Consider the following 25,676-nt stretch of genomic DNA (forward strand, 5'->3'; position numbering starts at 1 on the left):
GTCACATCGAGACAAGCGGACGATCTAGTCATTGTGTTCACATAAAGAAATGTTTATATCTGCATCTGACATCCAGGTATTCGACACATCCGAGGACAAACCATGACCGTCGCCATCAATCCCTTGACCAATCTTCTTGCTGAAAAGGGCGTGCTGCTTGCCGATGGCGCGACGGGCACCAATCTTTTCGCCATGGGCCTCGAGGCCGGTGAAGCGCCCGAACTCTGGAACGAACAGCATCCGGAGCGGATCACAAAACTGCACCAGGATTTCGTCGATGCCGGCGCCGACATTATCCTGACCAACACCTTCGGCGGCACCCGTCACCGGCTGAAGCTGCATCACGCTCAGGATCGCGTGCATAGCCTCAACAAGACGGCCGCCGCGATTGCCCGCTCCGTTGCGGACAAGGCCGATCGCAAGGTCATCGTCGCCGGTTCGATAGGCCCGACGGGAGAGCTGCTGATGCCGCTCGGCGCGTTGACCTATGAGGACGCCGTCGCTGCCTTCATCGAACAGATCGAAGGCCTTCAGGCCGGAGGCGCCGATGTCGCCTGGATCGAAACCATGTCCTCGCCGGAGGAAATCCGCGCCGCGGCCGAAGCCGCCGCCAAGGTCGGCCTGCCCTACACCTATACCGGCTCTTTCGATACGGCCGGCAAGACCATGATGGGCCTGCATCCGAAGGACATTCACGCTGTCGCCACGGATATCGGCGAAGGCCCGCTCGCCGTCGGCGCGAATTGCGGCGTCGGCGCCTCGGATATCCTGTCGAGCCTTCTCGACATGACCGAAGCGGATTCCGCCGCTATCGTTATCGTCAAGGGTAATTGCGGCATTCCGGAATATCGCGGCGCCGAGATCCATTATTCGGGCACGCCGCCGCTGATGGCCGATTATGCGCGCCTCGCGCGTGACGCAGGCGCCAAGATCATAGGCGGCTGCTGCGGCACCTCCTGCGGGCATCTCGCTGCCATGCGGCAGGCGCTGGACAGCTACGTCCCCGGCCCTCGCCCGACATTGGAGACGATCGTTGAAAAGATCGGCCCCTTGCGCAACAAGACTGCCAATGAAAGCGGCGCGGCGCCCGCTCGCGAACGCCGCAGACGCTCCTAAGAAATTAGAGGAAAGCCCAGCAACCGGACTTTTCTCTGCAAATCCGACATTTTTGCTATGAAACTTATTCGGCTCGCCCACAGATGCGTGCCGAATATCCACGCGTACCTGGCGATCGCCTATTTTTCGCCGCCGATAGCGCGTCCTTCGGTGAAATGCGGAACAATACGGCTGTCGAAGGCCTTCAAGGCAGCGCCGATAGCCTGATGCATGTCGAGGTATCGATAGGTGCCAAGCCGCCCGCCGAAATGGACATTCGTTTCTGCCTCGGCGCGCTCGCGATATCGCAGGAAGACGTCCTTGTCCTGCCGCGTGTCGATTGGATAATAGGGTTCATCGACGCGCTTCGCCGAGCGTGAATATTCCCGCACCACGACCGTCTTTTCTGTCTGGTAGCTGCGCTCCGGATTGAAATGGCGAAACTCGAGGATACGCGTGTAGGGAATTGTTTCATCGGCATAATTCATGACCGCCATCCCCTGGAAGTCGCCGGTATTCAGGGTTTCCTTTTCGAAGTCGATGGTGCGCCAGCCCAACTCACCCTCGGAATAATCGAAATAGCGGTCGATCGGGCCGGTATAGACGATCGGCAGACCGGCCGGCAGCGTTGATTTCAGCGAGAAGAAATCGACGCCCAGGGCAATCTGGATCCTCGGATGCTTCAGCATCCTCTCGAAGATCGCCGTATAGCCGTCAACAGGCAGGCCTTCGTATCTGTCGTTGAAGTAGCGATTGTCGAAGGTGTAGCGGACCGGCAGACGCGTGATGATGTGCTCGGGCAGGTCACGCGGGTCCGTCTGCCACTGCTTGGCCGTATAGCCGCGGATGAAAGCCTCATACAATGGGCGGCCGATCAGCGAAATCGCCTTCTCTTCCAGGTTTTGCGGATGGCGCCCGGCCATTTCCGCCGCATGGTCCGCAATCAGTGCTCTCGCCTGATCAGGCGAAAGGCGTCGATTGAAGAATTGCGAGATGGTACCGAGGTTGATCGGCATCGAATAGACCTGATCGCGATAGGTCGAATAGACACGATGCCTGTAGTCGGTGAATGCGGTGAACCTGTTGAGATAGGTCCAGACCAGCTCGTTCGGCGTGTGAAAGAGATGCGCGCCGTAACGGTGAACCTCGATGCCGGTCTCGCTGTCGAACTCGCTATAGGCATTGCCGCCGATATGGTCCCGGCGGTCGATCAGAAGCACGTTCTTCTGCAGCTCGTTGGCCAGCCGCTCCGCAATCGTCGCGCCGTAGAACCCCGCACCGACCACGAGCAAGTCAACATCAGCGAAATTGATCATGATCGCGAGACCAATCCTCTTGCCGCCGACCTTCGATCAGACCTGCCCGAATACACTGAAGACCTCCAATTCGAACTTTGTTTCTTCGATGGCAATAGAGCGCCGATAGACGCCGAAATCCTCGAACCTCTCCGAGAAATTCTGGATCACGTCATCGATCGCCCTTGAAATCTCGTGCATTCGCTGGGGATGATTGCCAAACTTGTATTTGGCAGGGATGGGCAAATCCTCAAAATTGTTGGCCGAGCCGTTCCGGCCGGTGATGACGCAGCATCCAAGCAGTGCTGCTTCGCGCGGCATACGGTCCTTGCCGGCATGCGGGCCGAAGTCGACATAGACCTTGGCTTGCGCCATGTTTTGATGGACTTCCGCCGGCGACATGTTGCTCAGGATTTTGAATTCATATTGCGGACACATGGTCGCCAGCTGGCGCCCGAAAGCCTCGGCCTTGTTGTTGAACAGAACCAGATCGCGCCGTTGCTGAATCGGCTGCGGCGCCACGTTGTTTGCCAGCGTGGTGAAATCCGAGATCCGCAAGACGTCGCTAAAGCCCAAAGCGCTGAGCTGTGCCGTGGCATAAGAGGATTGCGACAACATCTCGCAGTCGTTCGCCATAAGGAATGGCACCCCGCCCAACGGTATCAGATGCCGCATGCCGTAATCGAAACTCAGCCACCAATAGGCCTTCGCCGCCCTCTTGAAGAGTGGAATCAGGTGCGGCCATATTTCAGGAAACACCACGATCGCGTTTTCGTTGTCGATGATATAGTCCGAGCTTTCGGTCGCGTAGGCCCGATATTGCGGATGGACGGCGTTCTCGTATTCCCGAAACACCATCGTGGTTTCCCCCGCAGGGGACGACATCAGGGAGTGATCGGAGCCATTGGTATAGACCATTCTGGCGCTGCGCTCGATTTTGGTCAGCCGCGCGCAAAGCTGGTGAAGGGCTTCCGGGCCGCCCGTCATATGATTGGGTGGGCAGAGGATATAGATCGTTTCATTTCCAGTCATAGTCGCAATCCGCCTTCACATGTCGTTTGTCGATCCAGCCGCCGCAGGCAGCCAGTTCGCCGCCAAAATGCTTTGAAAAACCTAGCCGCCTCTCGCCATCAAAGCGGAAAGGATGGCCGCTTGCTGGCGCTCGCACATCAGGCCGAGGCCGCGGCTTGCAATTGCCAACCGCCTCTCGTCGTCGCGGACGAGTTCGATGCAGGCTTCGACAAGCCGATCGTAATCGCAAAACGCCATGCCTTCGGCGAAAGCGGCCACTTCCGGGTCATGGATATTGCCTTCGCTGACGACGCAGGCGCCATTGGCAAGCAGGAAGGAAACGCGGCAAATCTCGAAGATCGCGGCGTCGAAATGATGCACGTTGAGGACGATCTTGGACCGCCCGATGAAGGCGTCGCGCTCGGTGCCGTATACACCGAACAGGTGAACGAGGTTCAGCCCGCTTGCTTGCAGCGCCACCAGCACATTCTTGCGGCGCTCGTTGACCGAGCCGTAAAAGAGAACGTCGATATCCTTCACCGGCGCTTGGGGCACACGCGTCAGATGCCTGTTGTATCCCACATCAAGAATTTCAGCGGGAACGCCGAGCTTGGCTAGTCCCTGGCGATTGCGCTCGCTGTAATCGAGCACGGCGAATTTCTTGAGCAGTCCGAGATACCGACGATTGATCCAGCTGCTTTCAGCCGAGACCTGCTCCATATTCACGATGATGCTCTCCGGCGGCAGCCATTGCGCCGCGACCGACGGCAGCAAATTTGCGCCGTAAACGATCGGCACCCGTCCGTTCCAGTCTCGCGGATCGGTAACCAGGGGCGCACTGCCGCCGAGTTCGGCAAAGGCATAGTGAAGACCGAGGGCAACATCCTCGAAAGCACGGCTGTGAATGTAGCCCTCCGGGCTGACGATCCAAATGCAGTGCCGATCCTTGTGATGCTCCCAACCGAAAGGAAAGGCTGGCAAGGCATGTTCCGCGCCATGCGATGCGACAATCTGTTTCTCCGCCTGCGCGTGCATGTTGATCCTTCTCAAAGACTCGCTGGAACCCCTCGCTTGAAAACTGCGCGATGGGGCTTGCTCAAACCTTGCGAGGCCGAGAGCCGGTGGAGAGCTTCGGGAAAGCGACCCTGCCTGTATATGGAAGCTGCCCTAGCCCGGGAGCATTAGCGTCACCGCAATGATGGGGCCGAGCGGAAACAGGCTGTCGCGCCTTTGCCATTCCGGAATGTCGAGGCTGGAAATGCTGCCGTCGAGAAACAGCGCGTTCTCGCACTTGAGTTCGTCGCGGAAAAGGGTCGCAAAATCGTGAAAGCGGACAGGGCCATCGGAAATCGCGAACACGACGAGCCCATCGACGGTGACGCCGACACCGTTTCGTATCTTCAAGCTGGTGCTGTCGGCCAGAAACGACGGATGAAGCTTGCCGCCGATGACCAGCATCGGGCCGGACTGGGTCGCGTAGAACGGCTTGATGCCGGAAGCGGCAAAGGCCTTGCTTTCCATGATGCCGGCTTTGCCAAAGCCGACATAGAACACCCCGTTCGGCAATAGATGGAAATTGCCCCAGCCCTTGTTGGTGTTGATCGCCTTCACTTCTCGTCCGTTTTCGATGAAGAGACCGACGGGAGATTGGTCGTCGAGATACATGCCGCCGTTCATGGCAAAGCGCACATAGATCCGGTCCTGGCGCAGATCCATTTCCAGCGCCCGGAACGAGCCGTAAGGCTTGCCGCTGCGGTCATTCTGGAAAATCTGGATGTCCTCGCGGGCTGGATCGAAGGTACAGATCGTGTAGCCATCGCCGAGATGCTGGACCTTGCGGCAGGATTCTCCGGCCGATGCCGTGGCGGCACAGGCAAGAACGGCAAGGATAACAATCAATCGAATCAAGCGCATGGCTCCGCATGAATAGCACAAGCTCCAGAACGCATCGCAATGCGGCGAAACAAGGAATGCGTCGAGCCTAAAGCTGGAGCGCCGCCATATGGAATGCAAGCTGCTCGGCCGGATAACGATAGGCAGCCCCGACCGGACAGGCATTGCGGGCAAGACAGCCGCCGGGCATGCAGCCAACCTGCCCTCTCTGCGTGCGCAAATGCGAGCGACAGGCTTGAACATTGAAGCCTGCTGCCGTGACGGCCTCGACTGGACAGGCCGTCAGACAGGGCTTCTCCACGCATAGATCGCATGGATGCGGCGAACATGCTGGCGTCTCGACGTCCTTCAAATCGTCGGCAAACCCCAAGGCACCGCGATATCCGTGCCATGGGCCGTATTCCGGATGGATCAAAATGCCGAGCGGCGATGCCTGCAATCCCTCGGCTTGCATGGCCCATCGCTGGAACGGCTGCCAGGGCGGATCCGAAGGGAAATAGGCCGTCGCCGCCAAGACATCGGCAACCGGTCGGATGATCGCTTTCGACCAATCGTCGAGAGGATCCGGACGTGTCCCGTTGCCGGGCATATTTCGCCACTTCGAAAACGCCGGCCAGATCGAGCCGCCGATATTGCCCAGCAGCACGACGCTGCGCGCATGCGTGCCATCCATCAGAAGCGGTCCATCGCGTTCACCGAAGTGCAAGCTGCCGCGAACGAAAACTCCGTGGACGCCGAGCGCCGCACGGAGCTGTTCGAAGATGGCGGGGCCGCGGTTCACCGCGGTCCCTTATATTGATAGTGCGGCCGCCAGACTTCCTTCTGGACCAGGTCGGCAACGCGTGTCGCACCGCCTTGCTCCCTGGCGGCCTCGGGCTCTCTTCAGGTGAACGCGTCCGGCATGGAGTCCTTGCGCGTCTGGATATAGGCGAGCAAGGCTTCGTCGATCGCCGGATCGAGCGGCGGCGCTTCGTAGTGATCGAGCCAGGAGCGGCAAAGCGCGTTGGCGCGCTCCTCGATGCGCTTCTGGCCTTCGATTTCCCACTGCTCGAAGGAGTTGTTGTCGGCAAGCGCCGAGCGATAGAAGGCGGACTGGAAGTTGGCCTGCGTATGGCCGCAGCCGAGGTAATGGCTTCCGGGTCCAACTTCGCGGATGGCATCCAGCGCCTGGCCGTTGTCGGAGAGATCGATACCTTCCGCCATCTTCTGCATCATGCCGAGCTGGTCCTGGTCGATCATGAACTTCTCGTAGGAGGAGACGAGACCGCCCTCGAGCCAGCCGGCCGCATGAAGCACGAAATTCGTGCCCGCCAGCAGCGTCATGTTCAAGGTGCTGGCGGATTCATGCGCAGCCTGCGCATCCGGCACCTTCGAAGCACAGAGCGAACCGCCGGTACGGAACGGCAGACCGAGACGGCGGGCAAGCTGTGCCGCGCCATAGGAGACGAGCGACGGCTCCGGCGTGCCGAAGGTCGGCGCGCCGGACTGCATCGAAATGGATGCGGCGAAGGTGCCGAACAGGACCGGCGAACCCTTGCGGATCAGCTGCGTGAAGGAAGCGCCGGCCAGCACTTCGGCCAGGATCTGCGTCAGCGTGCCCGCCACCGTCACCGGGCTCATCGCACCCGAAAGGATGAACGGAGAAACGACCGAGGCCTGATTGTGTCGCGCATAAACCTTCAAGGCACCGAGCATGGTCTCGTCGAACACCATCGGCGAATTGGCATTGATGAGGTTCAGCGTCACGCAATTATTCTCGACGAAATCGTCGCCGAAGACGATCTTCGCCATCGCGATGGTGTCTTCGGCACGCTCCGGCGCCGTGACCGACCCCATGAACGGCTTGTCGGAATATTTGATATGGCTGTAGATCATATCGAGATGGCGCTTGTTGACCGGGACATCGACCGGTTCGCAAACCGTGCCGCCGGACGAATGTATCGACGGCGCCATATAGGCAAGCTTCACGAAATTGCGGAAATCCTCGATCGTCGCGTAACGGCGGTTGCCGTCGAGGTCGCGCACGAAGGGCGGACCGTAGACCGGCGCGAAGATCGTCGCCTTGCCGCCGACATGGGCGTTGCGGGCGCTGTTGCGCGCATGCCAGGTGAATTCCTTCGGCGCCGTCTTCAGAAGCTCGCGGCAAAGCCCTTTCGGGAAATGCACGCGTTGGCCGCGCACGTCGGCGCCGGCTTCCTTCCAGAGCGCCAGAGCCTCCGCATCGTCACGAAACTCAATGCCGATTTCCTCCAGAATCTTGTCGGCATTGCGCTCGATGAGCTGAAGACCCTCTTCATCGAGCACTTCGTAAACGCCGATCTTCCTGGTGATATAGGGCAGCGAAGGACCCGGCCCGCCGCCGCTGCGCGAGGCGCGTCGTGCTGCGGCACCCCTGCCCTCACCGCGCGAACGCCGTCCGCCACCATCACCGCCTGCAACGGGCTGCTCGATCAAATCGTCCATGATGTTTCCTCACTCCTGCGCATGAATGCGTCTATCCTGACCTATGCTATCCGATTCCGCCGGCCGGACGTTCCTTAATGCGCCAGCAATTAGCATAGGACAGACATGGATGCGTCAATATCATCGCTTTATATTCGTCGCGAATGATCCGCACGACGTCGCATTCGAAAAGAGTTTTGGCGGGCTTCGGGTCTATCGATAATAGTGGCAGTGTTTTATACAAGTCTCTGATGCATTGCACGAAAACGGGATGGAGCGCATGTCTGACGACGAAATCATTCTCTCGGAACTTTCTGACGAAGAACTCGTGCAGCAGATGCACGATGATCTTTACGATGGGTTGAAGGAGGAGATCGAGGAAGCCACTCAGATCCTTCTCGATCGCGGCTGGACGCCCTATGACGTCCTGACACAGGCGCTCGTCGAAGGGATGCGCATCGTCGGGATAGATTTCCGCGATGGCATTCTTTTCGTGCCGGAAGTGCTGCTTTCCGCCAATGCGATGAAGGCCGGCATGTTTATCCTGCGGCCGCTTCTCGCGCAGACCGGCGCGCCCAAGCTCGGCAAGATGGTGATCGGTACCGTCAAGGGCGACATTCACGATATCGGCAAGAACCTGGTCGGCATGATGATGGAAGGTGCCGGTTTCGACGTCATCGACCTTGGGATCAATAATCCCGTCGAAAACTATCTCGACGCCATCGAACGCGAACAGCCTGACATTCTCGGCATGTCGGCGCTGCTGACGACCACAATGCCCTACATGAAGGTCGTTATCGACACGCTGAAGGAAAAGGGCCTGCGCGACGACTACGTCGTCCTGGTCGGCGGCGCGCCGCTGAACGAGGAATTTGGCAAGGCCGTCGGTGCGGACGCCTATTGCCGCGACGCTGCCGTGGCGGTCGAAACCGCCAAGGAATTCATGAAGCGCAAGCATAACAGCCTGGCTGCGGGCGCCTGATTGCTCTCAGCTTGCTGCCGGCGGCAACCAAAGGGTTGTCGCCGGCCTATCGGCATCCCAAATCAGTTATTGAGCAGCTTTTTTGACGGTATGACCGGCGTCCTCGGTAGCGTTCACTGCATTTGCAGTATCCTTGCCTACGCCGCGAATTGTATTCGCGCATGAAGCAAGGACCATGAGGACTGCGCAGGCCGTGGCAATTTTGCTTATTGTCGATGCGGTCATGATCAGGAGCCCCTTTTTGAATGGATGTTGATCGGCAAAATACGGAGAAAAATCCTCCGTTCGACAAACGCACAACAACCCAAAAAGTTCATGTGATCGCGTGCGGCGCAATCGCGCGCGAAATACTGGCGATCACCAGAATAAACGGGCTCGACCACATCGATCTTCACTGTCTTCCCGCAATCTACCATTCCTATCCGCAGAAGATCGCGCCGGCGCTGGAACAGGCAATTGCGGATGCGCGCTCGCGCGGGTTCGACAAGATCTTCATCGGCTATGCCGATTGCGGCACCGGGGGGGATATCGACAGGATTTGCGAGCGCGAGGGAATAGAGCGCCTATCCGGGCCGCACTGTTACTCCTTCTTTACGGGCAACGAGGCTTTCGCGGCCCGCGACGATGATATCACGTCGTTTTTCCTGACCGACTTCCTGGCCCGTCAGTTCGAATCCTTCGTCATCGTCCCGCTGGGCCTGGATCGTCATCCGGAACTGCGCGACATGTATTTCGGTAACTACCGCAAGGTGGTTTACCTCTCGCAGGAGGAGGATCCCGTGCTGCAGGCGAAGGCGAAGGAAGCCGCCGCCTATCTCGGCCTGGACTACGAATATCGCTTCACCGGCTATGGCGACCTTGCCCGCGAACTGTCGGTCGTCTGATTGCGACGCCCTGTCGGTTTGCTGCTGGCTGCTACTTTGCCGCCACCGACATGCTGGACGAGTGGGGCACATTCAATCACAGTTCGAACCCGGTAATTTCAAAGGATAATGCCCGTTGGGGACGCTCGCGGACAAGCTTTTCATGCGGCGTCGCTTTTCGGCATGTGCCGCGTCGTGGCGAGCGCAGTCCGATGGTCGCCCGGCGTGCATTCTTATGTGAAGAGGAGATTTGTGCATGGCAGATCGCATTGTCGTCTACTGGCGGGACATCCCGGCCCAGGTGATTATCAAGAAGGGCAGGCAGACGGCAAAACGTGAGCTTTCGCTACGCTTTACCGAAGCAATAGACATGTGCGCGATGCGCACGGGTGCTGCCGAAACGGACGACTATCTCGCCGAATGGCGCAAGGCGGATCCCGTGGCCGTATCCGACGAACTCGAAGCCGAGGCGGACAAGGCGGCGAGCGAGCTCGAGGCCACCTATGATCGCGAGCGGCTGGTGGCGCTGGTGAAGGCTGGAGGCCGCGACAATGGCTGATGCCGTCCAGAAGCCCGGCAATGCCGCGGCGGGAGCAAAGGCGGCAAGCGGCGCCTACACGCCTTCAGGCGTCTCGCCCAATCGCCGCGCGCGGCGCAAATATACCGTCCGCCTCTGGGCCGTGCGTCACTCGCGTTTCTTGGAATGGTTCTACCGTCGCTTCGCCGACGCTTTCCTCCTGCTTCATCCGCTGTGGAAAGCATTCGGCTACGACCGCGTGGAGCGCCCGATCACCTTCATCGAACGCAATGTGAAGGGCTTCCTGTTCGATTGCCGCATGTGCGGCCAATGCGCGCTGTCGTCGACGGGCATGTCCTGTCCGATGAACTGTCCCAAGCAGCTGCGCAACGGCCCCTGCGGCGGCGTTCGCGCCAACGGCAATTGCGAGGTAGAGCCAGACATGCCCTGCGTCTGGGTGCAGGCCTGGAACGGCTCGAGGAACATGACCCACGGGGACGCGATCCTCAACGTGCAGAAGCCCGTGAACCAGTCGTTGCGCGAAACGTCTTCGTGGCTTCGCGTCACGGCGGAGGCCGCTGCAGCCCGCGAAGCGGCGAAAAAGGAAGCCTGAGCGATGTCGCATATCGATGAAAACCCGCTTGGCGTCCATCTGCCGCTCGATCCCCTGCCCGGCCATTATTCGCTGGGGCGGCTGGAGCGCGTGCTTCGCCGCGGCGAGTTCGCCGTGACAGCCGAGCTGAACCCGCCCGACAGCGCCAATGCCGAAGATGTTTATGAACGCGCCGCCATCTTCGAGGGCTGGGTCGATGGCATCAACGCCGTCGATGCCTCCGGCGCCAACTGCCATATGTCTTCGGTCGGGATTTGCGCGCTTCTGACGCGCATGGGCCATGCGCCGATCATGCAGATAGCCTGCCGCGACAAGAACCGCATCGCCATTCAGGGCGACGTGCTGGGCGCGGCTGCCATGGGCGTGTGCAACATCATGTGCCTGACCGGCGACGGCGTGCAGGCGGGCGATCAGCCGGGCGCCAAGCCGGTCTTCGACCTCGATTGTATGTCGCTGCTCGAAACCGTGCGTATCATGCGCGACAACGCGAAATTCCTGTCGGGCCGCAAACTGTCATCACCGCCGAAGGTCTTTCTCGGCGCCGCCATCAATCCCTTCGCGCCGCCTTACGACTTCCGCCCCTATCGGCTGGCGAAGAAGATCGAGGCCGGAGCACAGTTCGTCCAGAGCCAGTATTGCTACGACGTGCCGATGTTCCGGGACTATATGAAGAAGGTGCGCGATCTCGGCCTGACCGAAAAATGCTTCATTCTCGTCGGCGTCGGTCCGCTCGCATCGGCAAAGACCGCCCGCTGGATGCGCTCCAACGTGCCGGGCGTCCATATTCCCGATGCCGTCATCAAGCGCATCGAAGGCGCCCAGGATCAGAAGAAGGAAGGCAAGCAGCTCTGCATCGACATCATCAACGAGGTGAAGGAGATCGAGGGCGTTTCCGGCATTCACGTGATGGCCTACCGCCAGGAGGAATATGTCGCCGAGATGGTGCATGATTCCGGCGTGCTGAAGGGCCGCCAGCCGTGGAAGCGCGAGGCAAGCCGCACCGACGCTCTGGTTGCCGAGCGGCTGCATCAGATCAGCGAAGGCCGGGAAGAAAACCAGCAGGCGATGGCGGAAATTGCCGCCCACCATACGCCGCCGCAGGCGCATTGAGTTCGATACGATAGAGGCAGGCCAGGAAGAGGAACCGGCCGGCTTGTAACCCAAATCACCGCGCGATAGACCTGCTATCGAGCCAACTGACCAGAGGATCAGATATGACGCGTACCATCGTTGCCTCCGCCACCCGCGAGATCATCATAGGCTTCGACCAGCCCTTCTGCGTGATCGGCGAGCGCATCAACCCGACGGGGCGCAAGAAGCTCGCCGCCGAGATGATCGAAGGCAATTTCGACACCGTCATCAAGGATGCGCTGGAACAGGTCGCTGCCGGCGCGACCATGCTCGACGTCAACGCAGGCGTCACCTCGGTCAACCCGAACGAGACCGAACCGGGCCTGCTGGTGCAGACACTGGAGATCGTGCAAGGGTTGGTCGACGTGCCGCTCTCGATCGACAGCTCGGTCACCGCAGCCATCGAGGCGGCTCTCAAAGTCGCCAAGGGCCGGCCGCTGGTCAATTCGGTAACGGGCGAAGAGGAAAAGCTCGAAGCCATCCTGCCCCTGATCAAGAAATACGATGTTCCCGTCGTCGCCATCTCGAATGACGAGACCGGCATTTCCATGGACCCGGACGTTCGCTTCGCCGTCGCCAAGAAGATCGTCGAGCGCGCCATGGATCACGGCATCAAGCCGCATGACATCGTCGTCGACCCACTCGTCATGCCGATCGGCGCATTGGGCGACGCCGGCCGCCAGGTTTTCGCGCTGCTGCATCGCCTGCGCAACGAACTCAAGGTCAACACCACCTGCGGCCTTTCCAATATCTCCTTCGGCCTGCCGCACCGCCACGGCATCAATGCCGGCTTCATTCCCATGGTCATCGGCGCCGGCATGACCTCGGCCATCATGAACCCCTGCCGGCCGCAGGAAATGGAGGCCGTGCGCGCCGCCAACGTGCTGAACGGCACGGATGCCAATTGCACCAACTGGATCATGACATACCGTGACTACAAGCCCGCGGAAGGCGGCGCTGCAGCCGTCTCGACAGCGGCGCCCGCCGCCGCCGGCGGACGACGTGGCGGCCGTGCGGCACGCACCGGCGCCGGCGCTGCGAGGGAATAGCATGGCGTCCGGTCGCGGCTTCTCAAACGATCTTGCCACCCTGTGGCTGCAGTCGCCCGTCGTGATGGCGATACGGCTGCAGCAGATGTGGATGGATGCTTTGGCCGGCAATGTGAATGCGGCCGAGATCAATCGGATGGTCTCTGAAAAAATGATGGCGGCGGCCGAAAGCGCCGTTGCCGTCAACGCCGCGATGATGCAACAAGGCATCGCGGTGCTGACGGCAGCGAGCCCCACCACAAGCCAATCGCAGCGCCGCATCGCCGACGCGGTCGCCCACGCCGCGATAAAACCCTATAGCAAGCGCGTTCGCTCGAACGCGCGCCGCCTTACAAAATAGAAAGGCTGACCCGTGGCCGAAGCCGGTGACAGCGCGAATCCCCTCGTCCTCTTCATGCCCTCCGGCAAGCGCGGCCGTTTCCCCGCGGGAACCCCGGTGCTGGAGGCGGCACGCCAGCTCGGCGTCTATGTCGAGAGCGTCTGTGGCGGTCGCGCCACCTGCGGGCGCTGCCAGGTTTCGGTGCAGGAAGGCAACTTCGCCAAGCACAAGATCGTTTCGGCCAACGACCACCTTTCGCCGATCGGGCCGAAGGAGCGGCGCTATGCCGAGGTGCGCGATCTGCCCCAAGGCCGCCGCCTCTCCTGCTCCGCGCTGATCCAGGGCGATCTCGTTATCGACGTGCCGCAAGATACCGTCATCAATGCGCAGGTGGTGCGAAAGGCGGCCGACGAGCGCGTCATCGCCCGCGATGCGGCCGTGCACATGTGCTACGTCGAGGTCGAGGAGCCCGACATGCACAAGCCGCTCGGCGACCTGGATCGCCTGAAAGCGGCAATCGCGGCGGACTGGAAATACGACAACCTCGAAGTGGATTTCGACCTCATTCCGCAGGTGCAGTCGATCCTGCGCAAGGGCGAGTGGAAGGTGACGGCTGCCATTCATCGCGATCAGGAGAGCGAACGCCCCCGCCTGATCGCACTCTATCCCGGCCTGAAGAACGAGGCCTATGGCATCGCCTGCGATATCGGTTCGACGACGATCGCCATGCATCTGTCGTCGCTGCTGTCAGGCAGAACCGTTGCATCGGCGGGCGCCTCCAACCCGCAGATCCGCTTCGGCGAGGATCTGATGAGCCGCGTCTCCTATGTGATGATGAACCCGGACGGCCGCGGGGCCATGACCAACGCCGTCCGCGAAGCCTTGAACGGCTTGATCGATAAGGTCTGCGCCGATGGCGGCATATCGCGCCAGGATATTCTCAACGCCGTCTTCGTCGGCAATCCGATCATGCACCATCTTTTCCTCGGCATCGATCCGACCGAGCTTGGCGGCGCTCCTTTTGCGCTTGCCGTATCGGGGGCTGTGCATCTGAAATCGGCTGAGATCGGCCTGCCGATGAATGCCGGCACGCGCATCTACATGCTGCCCTGCATCGCCGGCCATGTTGGTGCTGATGCCGCTGCCGCGACGCTTGCCGAGGGTCCGCATCGCCAGGACGACATGATGCTGCTGGTCGATATCGGTACTAATGCCGAAATCGTGCTCGGCAATCGTCATCGCGTCGTCGCCGCCTCCTCGCCGACCGGCCCCGCTTTCGAGGGTGCTGAGATTTCCAGCGGCCAGCGGGCGGCGCCTGGCGCCATCGAACGCGTCCGCATCGACCCCATCACGCTGGAGCCGCGCTATCGCGTTATCGGCATCGAGCCATGGTCGGACGAGCCGGGCTTCGAAGAAGCGGCAGCCAAGGTCGGCGTCACCGGCATCTGCGGCTCAGCGATCATCGAGGTCGTGGCCGAAATGTTCCTGACAGGCATCATCTCCGAGGACGGCGTCGTCGATGGCGCGATGGCGGCGCGCTCGCCGCGTATCCTGCAGAACGGCCGCACCTACTCCTATCTGCTGCGCGATGGCGAACCGCGCATCACGGTGACGCAGAACGATATCCGCGCCATCCAGCTTGCCAAGGCGGCGCTTTATGCCGGCGTCAAGCTGCTGATGGACAAGCAGGGCATTGATCATGTCGACCGGATCGGCCTTGCCGGCGCTTTCGGCACCTTCATCGACCCCAAATATGCGATGGTGCTCGGGCTCATTCCTGACTGCGCGCTGGACAACGTGAAGGCCGTCGGCAACGCCGCCGGCACCGGCGCGCGCATGGCGCTGCTCAATCGCGGCCATCGCCGCGAGATCGAGGAAACCGTCAGGAAAATCGAGAAGATAGAGACGGCGCTTGAATCAAAGTTTCAGGAGCATTTCGTCTACGCCATGGCCCTGCCGAACAAGGTCGACGCCTTTCCGGAATTGTCCAAGGTCGTGACCCTGCCCGAGCGCAGGCAGACCTCCGATGATGGCGGAGAAGCCGGCGGCCGCAGGCGTCGCCGCAGCCGCGAATAAAAGGCAATTGGCCGCGGTTCACGCGGCCATTTTGCGCCCGATCTCGACGAAAGCCTGGCGGATGCTGTCGGCCACCGCCTTCATCGGCCCCGTCATTTGCGATGCCGTCAGCAGACGAATGTCGAAGGACGTCAGTTCCGGCAGCCCCTCGTTCGGTCCGAGAATTTCCATATCATCGGTGATGTAGGAGCGCGGGAACGGCGCGACCGCAAGGTCGGAGACGATAGCGGCGCGTTGCGCCATCGTGTGAGCGCTGAGATAGGAGACGCGATAGGCGCGCTTCTGTCGCTCCAGCTGCGCCATGGCTTCGGATCGCCAGATGCATCCCTCTTCCCATATGGAAATCGGCAGCGGATCGCGGCGATAGGCCGTGCCGCACTTGGCACCGGCCCAGACGAGGCGTTCGGTATAGATCACCTCTCCCTCCGTCGGAAAAGGCCGCGTTGCGCAATTGATCAACGCCAGATCCAGCCGCTGCTCCTCGATGCGCTTCTTGAGCTGGAGGCTCATGTCGACGACGACATCCACCATGATGCCTGGATAGCTCTCTGAAAAACTTCTCAGGATAGTCGGCAGCAGACGCTCGCCGATATCGTCGGGAGCGCCAAGCCGCACGACACCACTCAGCTCGGGCATGATGAAGCGCGAGACGGCCTCGTTGGAGAGTGCCAGGATGTTGCGGGCATAGGAAAGCAGCATCTCGCCGTGCTGCGTCATGCTCACCGAGCGCGCGTCGCGCAGGAACAGCGTCACGCCGAGCTGCTCCTCAAGCTTCTTGATCTGCATCGAAACGGCAGACGGCGTACGAAAGACGGCATCGGCAGCCGTGGAGAAATTCCCCGTTTCGGCAATCGCGACGAAGGTGCGCAGAACTTCATTGTCAAGCAACGGTATGGGCCGGCGGAACGGAACGGTCATATCGGTCAACTTTCAATTTTTCTGATTTTAAGCACCATATCATTTCATTTGTCTGAATGTCAACGAAGCACCACATTAGATGTAATGGAAATTCATCCAGACAGCCGCAAGGAGTAAAAGTCATGGCTGACACGGCACTGAGCGAAGCTTCCCGCCTCTTCACGCTCTTGCGCGTCCGGAAAATTCAGCGGATGGCGCAACATACGCTCGATGAGATCGCAACCCGCTTTCCGGCTCATCTGATCGACGATGTCAACGCGCGCGGCCTGCCGCCGGATCGGACGCTGGCAATTCTCGAGCGGAAGCCCGGCAAGGCACGATCGTTCAAGAATACTGATGGCAACCATAAGATCTATTCGCTTGATTGATTGATTTGCCAGATCCATAGTTGCGTTCGATAGGCGTGACATTTTGAGCGGTTGACACTGAAAGGAACCCGGAAATGACAACCATCACCTATAGACAATCCGGCGGGATGCGGAACTCGGTTCCGTCCGGTAACAGTTACATGCCCTTCATCTCACGCATTGCCCATCGCTGGCAGCAATGGCGTTCGCTTCGCGAGCTCGAGTCCATGTCCGACGATCTGCGCAAGGACCTAGGCTGGCCGGCCGCAAGCGAAACGAAGAATCCGAAAGCCATGCGATGATTGCAAGAGTTCGAAAGCATTAAAGGCGACGCTCAACCCAAGAGAGTGTCGCCTTTTGAACATTTAATCATCTGAATGCGCATTCCCGAATAATTCCCCGGATTACGTTCATATACATTCCTTTGCTCCAGGCAGATTGCCTGCCTCCCATTCAATCCCCTCCCTAGAGCGACATTTTTCCCAACAAGCGCAAATATCCCTTTGCAGCCGCGATTATCCATGCCAGTGTCGCTAATAGACCATCGGACCGACGTATTTGACGCAAGGAATACGCAATGGTCCTTGAGCATGGATTTTCACGATATGAGCAAGACTCCGATTAAGACGCGTTCCCTGGTTTTCTTCCTCGTCCCGCATTTCACCATGCTGCCGTTTTCCGCCGCGATCGAGACGCTGCGGATTGCCAACCGCATGCTCGGCTATCCCGCCTATACGTGGCGGCTCGCCTCCGCGGACGGCCAGAAAGTCTATTCCTCCAGCGGCATCGGATTGGAGGTCAACTCCTCCCTCACGGATGAACGCCGCTATCTCGGCGGCGAGAACCGGCCGAACATGGTGCTGGTCTGTTCCGGCATCTATGTCGAGGAATTCCACAACAAGTCGGTCAACGCCTGGCTGCGCGAGACCTATAATCGCGGCGTCGCCGTCGGCAGCCTCTGTACGGGCGCGCATGTGCTTGCCCAGGCAGGATTGCTGAACGGCAAGCGCTGTGCAATCCACTGGGAGAACCTGCCCGGCTTCTCCGAAACCTTCCCGCAGGCGGAAGTCTATGCCGATCTCTACGAGGTCGACAGCAACATCTATACCTGCGCCGGCGGCACGGCTTCGCTCGACATGATGCTGAACCTCATCGGCCAGGACTTTGGCGAAAACCTCGTCAACCGTGTCTGCGAACAGCAGCTGACCGACCGCGTCCGCAGCCCGCACGACCGCCAGCGCCTGCCGCTCCGCGCGCGCCTGGGCGTTCAGAACGCCAAGGTGCTGTCGATCATCGAGCTGATGGAAAGCAATCTCGCCGAGCCGTTGTCGCTCCTGGAAATCGCCGACGATGCCGGCCTGTCGCGCCGCCAGATCGAGCGCCTGTTCCGGCAGGAAATGGGCCGCTCGCCGGCCCGCTACTACCTTGAAATTCGCCTTGATCGCGCCCGGCACCTGCTCGTGCAATCCTCGATGCCGGTCGTCGAAGTGGCTGTTGCCTGCGGTTTCGTCTCCGCCTCGCACTTCTCCAAGTGTTATCGTGAACTCTACAACCGCTCACCGCAGCAGGAGCGCGCCGAGCGCAAGTTGACCATGTCGACGAACCGCACGGGGATCGTCATGTAAAAGGCCTGAGCAATCACGAATATGGGGCGCGGCCTATAGGGCCGCCTCCTGGGCCATCTTGAAGTCCGAGTAGACCTGATTGCGGCCATTGTGTTTCGCCATATAGAGAAACTGGTCGGCGGCATTGAGATAATTGTCGAAGGCTTCGTATCCGGCGATCTCCGCAACACCGATGGAAACGGTCACCGACAATTCCTCGTCATCGGCATGAACCTTCAGATCCGCAAGGCTGAGGCGCACCTCGTCGCAAACCGCCGTCGCCGCGCGTGAATTCATTTCGGTAAAGAGAATGGCGAACTCCTCGCCGCCGAGGCGGGAGAGCAGCTTGTCGGTGCCTTCAAAAAGCGCACCGAGCCGGCCGGCAACAGCCTTCAAGACCTGATCGCCGATCTCGTGACCATAGGTGTCGTTCAGATGCTTGAAATGATCGATATCGAGAATGGCGACCGAGCTCGGACGCTGGCGGCGCAGGCACTCGTTTACGAGACGCGGACCGTGGTCGTAGAAATAACGCCTGTTATAAAGACCCGTCAGATAGTCGCTCGCCGCCGCCGCGCGCAATTGCTTCAATTGCGCCAATGTCTCGACGTTCAACGCGATACGGCATTGCAGTTCCTCGGGAACGAAGGGGCGATAGATGAAGTCGCTCGCGCCGGCCTTCAAGAAGGTCGCGGACAGCAACCGGTCATTCGACGACGAAATGCCGATGATCCGCATCCGGTCTGAACCAAAACGGTGGCGGATGCGGCGGGTCAGTTCATGGCCATTCATATCGGGCATGTTGTAGTCGGTGACGACCACTTCGATATCGTCGAATTCCTCGAGCGCCGCCAGAGCTTCGATACCGGTGCCGGCTTCGGTGACCTTGAATTGCTGGGCATGCAGCAGATCCGTCAGCATCTTTCGGGCCGACGGCAGATCATCCACAACCAAAACGCGTGTCGACCGATTGGCGATGGCACGCCTGACGGACGAGACCAGATTGTCGAGTGCAAACTCGCCGTCCTTGAGCACGTAATCGACGACGCTGCGCTCCATGATGCGGTTGCGCGTCGCCATATCGAAAGACCCGGTGAAGACGATGGTGGGGATATTGTGAGCGACGGCGACGTCCAAAGCTTCGCCATGGGCGGCGTCGGGCAGATTGAGGTCGATCACGGCCATGGTAAAGTCATGGCCCGCATTCGCCAGCGCTTCGTTCAGCATCTTCAACGAAGGGCAATGCGTGACCGCGAGGCCGAGTTCGGTCTCGAACCGGTGCGAAAGCACGGCGGAAAACATGCGGGAATCCTCCACCAGAAGTATCTTCTGGTGGCCGTTGCGATGGCGGCCGCCATCGCCGAGGGATCCCACATCCAGTACCATTTCCCTTCAATTCCTCCCACGCCACCGGCGCATGAATCTCAGTCAATCGCAAGATCTGCCAAACTGTCTTTCACATCATCCTGAACAGGATTCGTGAAAAAATTGGAACCATAGATTGCGGAGATTTATACAAAAATGATTTTTCCTCACATTTTTTTGGAGCGGACTTGCCTGCTTCCCAATGCTTAAACGGTTTCTTCGACTTTACGCGCCGTCTGGATTTGCAACAGCGTGTCGAGGTTCTGATTCACGCGGCAGTAGAATTCCTCGTCGATGAACGGCCGCAGGATGAAGTCGTTGCCGCCGGCCTTGAGGAAACGCGCAGAGAGCAGCCGGTTGTTGGACGACGAAACGCCGATGATGCGCAGCTCGTGCGAGCCGGTGGTGGCGCGGATGCGCCGCGTCAGTTCGAAGCCATCCATGTCGGGCATGTTGTAGTCGGTAACCATAAGGCCGATATCCGGACTGGCCTTCAGGATTTGGAGTGCCTTGGCGCCGCTCTCGGCAATGCTGACACGGAAGTTATAGCGCTTCAGGCGGCTGGACAGCAAAGCGCGCGCCGTCGCACTGTCGTCGACGATGAGCACGTGATGACGGTGGTTGGTGAGAAAACGGCAGATGGATTCCGCCAGCATGTCGACCGCGAACACATTGTCCTTGAGAATGTAATCCACGACATCCCTGGCGATCAGCTCGTCACGCATACCTTCCAGAAAGGTGCCGGTGAAGGCGATGGTGGGAATGCTGAGATCGACCAGATAAGCCAGGGCTTCGCCTTTCTCGGCCCCCGGCAGATTCATATTCGAGATTGCCAGCTTGATCGGTTCCGACGACTTCTCATAGGCAAGCTGCAGCTCCTCGAAATTGCGGCAAATCTCGACATCGATGTCCAGAAGCTCCTTGAGCCTGGCACGGATCATCGCGGTAAAAAGATTGGAATCCTCGACGAGAAGAATGCGCGAGCCTGCAAGAGACCCGCCGGAGTACTGCATCCCCGAAACACCCAGAAATGGCATAATGAAAACCTGTTTTTGAAAATGATCCCCTCTGTGCTTTTTTAGAACAAAGCCTTTGCGGATTTATTAAACCGACTGGTTTCCCGAAGATGAAGAAAGGTGGCATCCGCTGCGGCGGAGGCGCGCGAATGTTCCGGCTCTTGGAACCGGTCGATGATCATCAAGCATGGAGCGTCGAGTGCCGTTAACGCCGGCTACAATTCCGGCCTTGCCCGTTGACATGCGGTTGAACCTTGCCGGAACCCATTTGTCCGGCTCACTCCGCCGCCGTTCTACCCCGGCGACGGCCGGCACCCTTTACCTCGGAAGCGTTCTCCTCGGACGGCGAAGCAAGATCTTCCGCCGCATCTGCCTCCGGCCCATCGGCCGAATCCGTCAATATACTGGCCGCAACGTCCCCCGGCCTGCCTCTCCTGCCATCGCGAACGATATGCAGCTCCTGATGTGGAAAGGGAATGGCAATCCCCTCTTCCTTGAACCGCTTGAGGATTTCGATGCGCAGGTTGTTGCGGATGTCCATGCCGTCGGAAAGATCCGAAAGATAGAAACGCATCTCGAAATCCAGGGATGACGGACCGAAGCGCAGGAATTCCACGTGCGGCTCAGGATTTCTGAGAACCTTCGGAATCGAACGCACCAGTTCCAGCAGAATATCCATGACCTTGCGCGGATCGGCATCATAGCTGACGGATACCGGGATTTCCGAGCGGCCGAGCCTGTTGCGATGCGTCCAGTTGCCGACCGAAGCGTTGATGAGCTCGGAATTCGGCACGATGATCGACTGCTTGCGGAAGGTCTCGATCTCGGTCGCGCGCACCGAGATGCGCTTGACGATACCCTCCGACGTGCCAGACACGATCCAGTCGCCGACCTTGAAAGGCCGTTCGACCAGGAGGATCAGGCCGGACACGAAATTCGACACGATATTCTGCAGGCCGAAACCGATACCGACCGAAAGGGCGCTGGCAACGAGCGCGAGGCTGGACAAATCGATACCGGCAGCGGAAATGGCAAAGATAGCCGCCAAGGCTATGCCGAGATAGCCGATACCGGTCCTCACGGAGTTGCGGACGCCGAGGTCCACCTGCCCGCGCGCCATGACATTACTGTCGAGCCAACGCTGGAACCAGCGTGTGACCAGATAGCCGCCGGCAAACAGCAGAATACCGACGAAGATGCCGAGCAAGGAGATCGACATGTTACCGATCTTGATCTCGGTAAACAGACGATAGGCGAAGACTTCCAGATCCTGGATATGGAAGCCCCAGGACAGCAGAATCAGCGGAAAACCCGTCAGCAGCGCGACGGCATAGGTCGCAAGCCCGGCGGCGAGACCCGCCTGATCGAGCGCCACTTCGCGAAGCTTCAGGCGGTTTTCCAGAAAGCGGCCGATGATCGTTTCGGCAAAAACGCCCTGCTTCGACACGGCCTTGCCGAGCTGGAAACCGAGATACATGGTCGCGATGACGGCGCTCGTCACGATCATCTGCGTTGCCATGAAGCGGGCGAGACCCACATAGCCGATGAACGAGATGAAGATCACCAATATGCCGAGAACGCGAAGGATGATGGCCATGCCATGCGGCCAGCGTCGCCCTGGCGCATCCGGATCGCCATTCTTGGCCAGCATCGGCGAGCCGAACGAGGCGGCAATCAGAATGAGGCCGATCAGCAGCGCCGCCAGGAAGCTCTTCGCCACGGTGACGACGACGGGCGAGCCCATGGACTCGCTGATGCGATCGAAGACGTAATCCAATCCATTGACCACGGCCATCGCCTGCAGGCACCAGGTCAGCGAATGCGCGCCTTTGTTCGACAGCTTGACAAGGCGCCAGTGCGGCCGGAACGGCGCGAAGACGGCATTGCTCAGGCGGCCGACGAAATAGACGAGCCCGATGAAACCGAAGACCGCCGCCAATATCGGCGCGATATCCGGCCGCAGCACGTTGAAATTCGAAAGAAAGAAGAAGGATGTGACGAGAAATGCCGCCAGCGACAGCGTGCGGATCATGGTCGACCAGAAGGCGACGGAGAGCCGGCTGATATAGGGCGGATTCTCGATGGCCTCGTCCTGCACGTAATAACGGCGGAACAGCCTGTAGCCACCGGCGAGAAATAGCAGAGCCGCGCCGATCGACAGACAAACGGCGCCCAGGAACGAGGCGAGCTTGGCTTTCAGCACGAAGCCGATCCAGCTCGTCACGGCGCCGCCGAACTTGATACCCTCATCGACGAGAGCCGCGCCCGCATCGTCGAATGTCGTGCCGGAAATCTCCGTCCGCTTGAACAATGTCTCGGCGAACAGCTTTCGGCGCATCTCCATGAACCGCATGGAAAGCCGATTGCTCTCCGCGGTCAGATTGTCAGCATCGAGGATCACGGCGCTGATCTGGGCGCGCTCGGCATTGAGCCGATCACGCTCCTGCGCGACGATCGGTGCTTCCGGCGGCTGGCCCTCCTTGGGAGCGGCGCCCAGCTGGGTCAGGCGCGTATCGATCTCGGCGGTACGGGGCTTCAGGCGTGCCGGAATTGCGACGACGGCGCGATTGAGTTCGTCGACACGGCCCGACAGCGCCACCAGCGTCTCGTCGTCGGCCCCCGACTGCTTTGCGCTGTCCCGGAGGGTGTCGTATGTCTTCTTTGCCTTGTTGAGATCGGTAACGGCCGCATCCAGCAATCCGTTTGCAAGCTGTGCGGACTGTTGCTGGTCCGTTTGTTGCGGCTGCTGGGCCGGCTGTTGATCCTGCGCAAGGGCATACCCGCCAGCCAGCGGGAGGCTGGCAGTAATGGCGGCCAATCCCAGCAGCAAAAGGGGCAGCAAAAAAAGACGGAATTTCAGCGGGCGCAAGCAAAGCTCCTCGTCGCACATAACTCGCAGGCAGCGGATGACCGAAATCGCCGAAGAAAATCGAGAACCGAGTCGTCCTATAGTGTGATTGCGAATTTCATAGTCTTTACGCGTACGCCTTGTAAGACAAAGAAAGGCGACACAAAGGCATTCCGCACCTTTATCCGGTTCTGAATCGTGCCCGAAGCCGGATATCGCCCGCCTCATCTTGAAGACGACGTATCGGACTGCTCATGCCTGCCCGAAAATAGGCCAGAGGGAAGCCTTGGCAATGGGTGGTCCATGGCCGTCTGCTTCCCGATATCGGGATGAAGGCCGCGCCTTCGGTGGGCCGGGGTCGGCGCACCGAATTGTTTAAGGATAGGCCTGAGAAACCTTAACCAGCCTTGCACTGCGGATGAAAACGCTCAGCCACGTTTTCGGCTGTGGCATAAGCCTGGGTCACGATCTCCGGCACCAGATCGATATCGGGGAGACTTCCGAGCCCCAAGGGACCGATGGCAAAGAGCCCCTCCGTCGTGCGGCCATTGACCTCGAGCGCACCGCTCGCCTCGACGGCCAGACCGAGGCCGAGTTCGTCGGGCACCGCAAGGCCGGTGTCGATCAGGCTGCGCAGCAATGGCGCATTCAGATCGGGCGCCTGGCATCGACAGTCGATCACGTCATCGGCGTAGAGCTGTTCCGGTTCCGATCGGCCCGCAGGCCTCAAAATCATCCCGGTCGGCGTCCGCCGGATGAAATGGCCGCGCAGCAACAAGCTATTCCCCTCGGCTAGTTCCTGCTCCAGGCGGACATGCAGGGCTTCGGGCAGCCGGTTGCGATGGCTGTCGTAGAGCGCCCGCAGATGACGGTTGAACTGTTGTTTCTGACCGGCGGGCAAGGATCGCCAGAGCGACCGCGCATGCTTGCGCAAGCCGTTCATGACAGACTGCCAGCTTTGGCCGCTGGTCTCCGCCTCCTCGCAGGCCTGACGGATAAAGCGAACGATCTCGCTGAGATTGCCGGGCATTTTATCAGCGGGGAATACCGGATCGGCATTGTTGCGCGTGTGGCTTTGCGGCAGGAAGCCCCGCCTTGAAACGATGGTGATCTGCCCGGTATAGCCATTGTCGCGCATCTGCAGCAGCCGGTCGACGACACGCAGGCCGCTGCCGAGCAGGATCGTATGCGGGCGCGACACCAGGCGCCGCGCCCGCACCGTCGTCGGGACATTCACGAGATCGCTGGCCTGCGATTCCTGATCGGTGATGCCGTAGCCGGTCGCCACCACCACCATGTCGAACGGCGCATTGACGGCACCGTCGCTTTCCACGACGAAGCGGCCGCCGCGAACGCGGCGAAGCCCGAAGACCGTCTCGCTGCTGACCTGCACCGTAACATCGCGACGCGACGAGAAGGCCTCGGAAAAGCGCTGATAGACGTAATCGCTGAAAATGCTCTTCGGTACGAAGATCTGCAAAAAGCCGGGTATGGCTGCCGGAACGGCACTGCGGAACGGCGCATTGCCACAAAGCCATTGATTGAAATCATCGGGATCGCCGGCGGAGACCGAAAGATCGCGAACGCGGCTGTTGAGAATTTCGCTGCTATGCCCCGAGGCCAGCGCCTGACCGCCGCTGACGCTGGAATTGGGGTCGAAAAGCTGCAGATGGAACGGAAAGCGCACTGTCTTCATCAGGGCGATCGCCATCATCATGCCGGAAAAGCCGCGCCCGATAACGGCAATGCGCGGCATCTCATAAGACTGTGCCGCCGCGTTCGTCCTGGCGGAAAAAAATCCCTGAACCGTCATATTAACTCCTGGGGCGAGAGGTGGTCGATCATGCCTTTCTTGGGGCTTGCTCACTTTACGGGCCCAGAAACTCAAGCTCCGATATCTGGTACTCGACAGCTGAAGAACAGTGGCTGACAAAACGCACGGAAGCCGCTTCGGTTCTCAAAACTCGTCGCATTCTTTCAATCCGGATTTCTCTTCCGCAAAGAAAGATGCGGTAGCAGGTCCAACTCTGATTTGACACCAGATGCCTGCAATCGGCTGCCATGTATTGCTTCTCGGAAGCCTTCAGGCAGCAGGATTATTGTCATTGTCTACTTATTTAGTCGTATATGAAAGCGCGAAAACGCGCCGCTAGCAAGTGCTTTCTTGCCCGGACAGAATCCGGCTGGCTATGCCGCAACGCAAAAACGCCTTGTGGTCGGGGTGTCGCTTGGTGGTTGACGGTCATTTCCATCGGCGGAAAAGAGAGCATTTCATAGCGCTGGCGGCAGCGC

At 59.8% G+C, this 25,676-nt stretch carries 24 protein-coding genes; 12 read left to right on the forward strand and 12 right to left on the reverse strand.

Annotated elements, in window-relative coordinates:
- The first annotated feature begins 102 nt into the window (after nucleotides 1–102).
- Complete coding sequence (bmt, locus tag CCGE531_RS11535; RefSeq protein ID WP_120664283.1) at nucleotides 103–1,116, forward strand: betaine--homocysteine S-methyltransferase; 1,014 nt, start codon at nucleotides 103–105, stop codon at nucleotides 1,114–1,116.
- A 119-nt stretch (nucleotides 1,117–1,235) separates the two neighbouring features.
- Here the strand turns inward: bmt and glf are convergent, their stop codons facing one another.
- The 6 genes from glf to CCGE531_RS11565 all read right to left on the reverse strand — a co-directional run bounded on the left by glf (nucleotide 1,236) and on the right by CCGE531_RS11565 (nucleotide 7,757).
- Nucleotides 1,236–2,411, reverse strand: coding sequence for a UDP-galactopyranose mutase (gene glf, locus CCGE531_RS11540; protein WP_205586436.1), 1,176 nt, complete (start codon nucleotides 2,409–2,411; stop codon nucleotides 1,236–1,238).
- Nucleotides 2,412–2,447: 36 nt separating this feature from the next.
- Nucleotides 2,448–3,422 (reverse strand): hypothetical protein, encoded by a 975-nt coding sequence (locus tag CCGE531_RS11545; protein WP_162943892.1) that lies wholly within the window; start codon nucleotides 3,420–3,422, stop codon nucleotides 2,448–2,450.
- 81 nt (nucleotides 3,423–3,503) lie between these two features.
- The gene (locus tag CCGE531_RS11550) at nucleotides 3,504–4,436 is read right to left on the reverse strand and encodes a hypothetical protein (protein ID WP_120664285.1); all 933 of its coding nucleotides are present in this window, start codon (nucleotides 4,434–4,436) and stop codon (nucleotides 3,504–3,506) included.
- A 132-nt stretch (nucleotides 4,437–4,568) separates the two neighbouring features.
- Nucleotides 4,569–5,306 (reverse strand): phosphodiester glycosidase family protein, encoded by a 738-nt coding sequence (locus CCGE531_RS11555; protein WP_245459136.1) that lies wholly within the window; start codon nucleotides 5,304–5,306, stop codon nucleotides 4,569–4,571.
- A 76-nt stretch (nucleotides 5,307–5,382) separates the two neighbouring features.
- A complete protein-coding gene (locus tag CCGE531_RS11560; RefSeq protein ID WP_120664286.1) occupies nucleotides 5,383–6,075 on the reverse strand; it encodes a 4Fe-4S dicluster domain-containing protein in 693 nt (230 codons plus the stop codon).
- Nucleotides 6,076–6,176: 101 nt separating this feature from the next.
- Complete coding sequence (locus CCGE531_RS11565) at nucleotides 6,177–7,757, reverse strand: trimethylamine methyltransferase family protein (protein ID WP_120664287.1); 1,581 nt, start codon at nucleotides 7,755–7,757, stop codon at nucleotides 6,177–6,179.
- 259 nt (nucleotides 7,758–8,016) lie between these two features.
- On the opposite strand from CCGE531_RS11565, the gene CCGE531_RS11570 reads away from it, so the two are divergent.
- Nucleotides 8,017–8,718, forward strand: a complete 702-nt coding sequence (locus tag CCGE531_RS11570; protein ID WP_120666742.1) for a B12-binding domain-containing protein — start codon at nucleotides 8,017–8,019, stop codon at nucleotides 8,716–8,718.
- Between the two features lie 66 nt (nucleotides 8,719–8,784).
- On the opposite strand, the gene CCGE531_RS34765 is transcribed toward CCGE531_RS11570, so the two are convergent.
- On the reverse strand, nucleotides 8,785–8,943 hold the full coding sequence (locus CCGE531_RS34765; RefSeq protein WP_120664288.1) for an entericidin A/B family lipoprotein: 159 nt from the start codon (nucleotides 8,941–8,943) through the stop codon (nucleotides 8,785–8,787).
- A gap of 20 nt (nucleotides 8,944–8,963) precedes the next feature.
- Between CCGE531_RS34765 and CCGE531_RS11580 the strand changes: the two genes are divergently transcribed.
- The 7 genes from CCGE531_RS11580 to CCGE531_RS11610 all read left to right on the forward strand — a co-directional run bounded on the left by CCGE531_RS11580 (nucleotide 8,964) and on the right by CCGE531_RS11610 (nucleotide 15,286).
- Entirely contained in the window at nucleotides 8,964–9,602 is a 639-nt protein-coding gene (locus CCGE531_RS11580) for a DUF1638 domain-containing protein (RefSeq protein WP_120664289.1), read from the forward strand.
- Nucleotides 9,603–9,837: 235 nt separating this feature from the next.
- Nucleotides 9,838–10,140 (forward strand): virulence factor, encoded by a 303-nt coding sequence (locus CCGE531_RS11585; protein WP_120664290.1) that lies wholly within the window; start codon nucleotides 9,838–9,840, stop codon nucleotides 10,138–10,140.
- Nucleotides 10,133–10,711, forward strand: coding sequence for a methylenetetrahydrofolate reductase C-terminal domain-containing protein (locus CCGE531_RS11590; protein WP_120664291.1), 579 nt, complete (start codon nucleotides 10,133–10,135; stop codon nucleotides 10,709–10,711). Before CCGE531_RS11585 ends, CCGE531_RS11590 begins: the two co-directional genes overlap by 8 nt.
- Before the next feature lie 3 nt (nucleotides 10,712–10,714).
- Nucleotides 10,715–11,821 (forward strand): methylenetetrahydrofolate reductase, encoded by a 1,107-nt coding sequence (locus tag CCGE531_RS11595; protein WP_120664292.1) that lies wholly within the window; start codon nucleotides 10,715–10,717, stop codon nucleotides 11,819–11,821.
- A 104-nt stretch (nucleotides 11,822–11,925) separates the two neighbouring features.
- Nucleotides 11,926–12,891, forward strand: a complete 966-nt coding sequence (locus tag CCGE531_RS11600; protein ID WP_120664293.1) for a methyltetrahydrofolate cobalamin methyltransferase — start codon at nucleotides 11,926–11,928, stop codon at nucleotides 12,889–12,891.
- A gap of 91 nt (nucleotides 12,892–12,982) precedes the next feature.
- Entirely contained in the window at nucleotides 12,983–13,231 is a 249-nt protein-coding gene (locus CCGE531_RS11605; RefSeq protein ID WP_245458836.1) for a hypothetical protein, read from the forward strand.
- A gap of 54 nt (nucleotides 13,232–13,285) precedes the next feature.
- Nucleotides 13,286–15,286 (forward strand): ASKHA domain-containing protein, encoded by a 2,001-nt coding sequence (locus CCGE531_RS11610; protein ID WP_120666744.1) that lies wholly within the window; start codon nucleotides 13,286–13,288, stop codon nucleotides 15,284–15,286.
- An 18-nt stretch (nucleotides 15,287–15,304) separates the two neighbouring features.
- On the opposite strand, the gene CCGE531_RS11615 is transcribed toward CCGE531_RS11610, so the two are convergent.
- Complete coding sequence (locus tag CCGE531_RS11615; RefSeq protein WP_120664295.1) at nucleotides 15,305–16,204, reverse strand: LysR family transcriptional regulator; 900 nt, start codon at nucleotides 16,202–16,204, stop codon at nucleotides 15,305–15,307.
- A gap of 122 nt (nucleotides 16,205–16,326) precedes the next feature.
- On the opposite strand from CCGE531_RS11615, the gene CCGE531_RS11620 reads away from it, so the two are divergent.
- The 3 genes from CCGE531_RS11620 to CCGE531_RS11635 all read left to right on the forward strand — a co-directional run bounded on the left by CCGE531_RS11620 (nucleotide 16,327) and on the right by CCGE531_RS11635 (nucleotide 18,176).
- Nucleotides 16,327–16,572 carry a hypothetical protein gene (locus CCGE531_RS11620; RefSeq protein ID WP_120664296.1) on the forward strand — a complete coding sequence of 82 codons (246 nt, stop codon included), beginning with the start codon at nucleotides 16,327–16,329 and terminating at the stop codon, nucleotides 16,570–16,572.
- Between the two features lie 74 nt (nucleotides 16,573–16,646).
- Entirely contained in the window at nucleotides 16,647–16,853 is a 207-nt protein-coding gene (locus CCGE531_RS11625; RefSeq protein WP_120664297.1) for a hypothetical protein, read from the forward strand.
- A gap of 303 nt (nucleotides 16,854–17,156) precedes the next feature.
- Nucleotides 17,157–18,176, forward strand: a complete 1,020-nt coding sequence (locus CCGE531_RS11635) for a GlxA family transcriptional regulator (RefSeq protein WP_348633010.1) — start codon at nucleotides 17,157–17,159, stop codon at nucleotides 18,174–18,176.
- Nucleotides 18,177–18,209: 33 nt separating this feature from the next.
- Here CCGE531_RS11635 and CCGE531_RS11640 read toward each other — a convergent pair whose 3' ends face one another.
- The 4 genes from CCGE531_RS11640 to CCGE531_RS11655 form a co-directional block, all read right to left on the reverse strand.
- The gene (locus CCGE531_RS11640; RefSeq protein WP_120664300.1) at nucleotides 18,210–19,541 is read right to left on the reverse strand and encodes a diguanylate cyclase; all 1,332 of its coding nucleotides are present in this window, start codon (nucleotides 19,539–19,541) and stop codon (nucleotides 18,210–18,212) included.
- 185 nt (nucleotides 19,542–19,726) lie between these two features.
- The gene (locus CCGE531_RS11645) at nucleotides 19,727–20,557 is read right to left on the reverse strand and encodes a response regulator (protein ID WP_120664301.1); all 831 of its coding nucleotides are present in this window, start codon (nucleotides 20,555–20,557) and stop codon (nucleotides 19,727–19,729) included.
- Nucleotides 20,558–20,813: 256 nt separating this feature from the next.
- The gene (locus CCGE531_RS11650) at nucleotides 20,814–23,405 is read right to left on the reverse strand and encodes a mechanosensitive ion channel family protein (protein ID WP_120666746.1); all 2,592 of its coding nucleotides are present in this window, start codon (nucleotides 23,403–23,405) and stop codon (nucleotides 20,814–20,816) included.
- Between the two features lie 376 nt (nucleotides 23,406–23,781).
- A complete protein-coding gene (locus CCGE531_RS11655; RefSeq protein ID WP_120664302.1) occupies nucleotides 23,782–25,197 on the reverse strand; it encodes an FAD/NAD(P)-binding protein in 1,416 nt (471 codons plus the stop codon).
- Between the last annotated feature and the right edge of the window lie 479 nt (nucleotides 25,198–25,676).

Source organism: Rhizobium sp. CCGE531 (assembly GCF_003627795.1).
Lineage (GTDB): Bacteria > Pseudomonadota > Alphaproteobacteria > Rhizobiales > Rhizobiaceae > Rhizobium.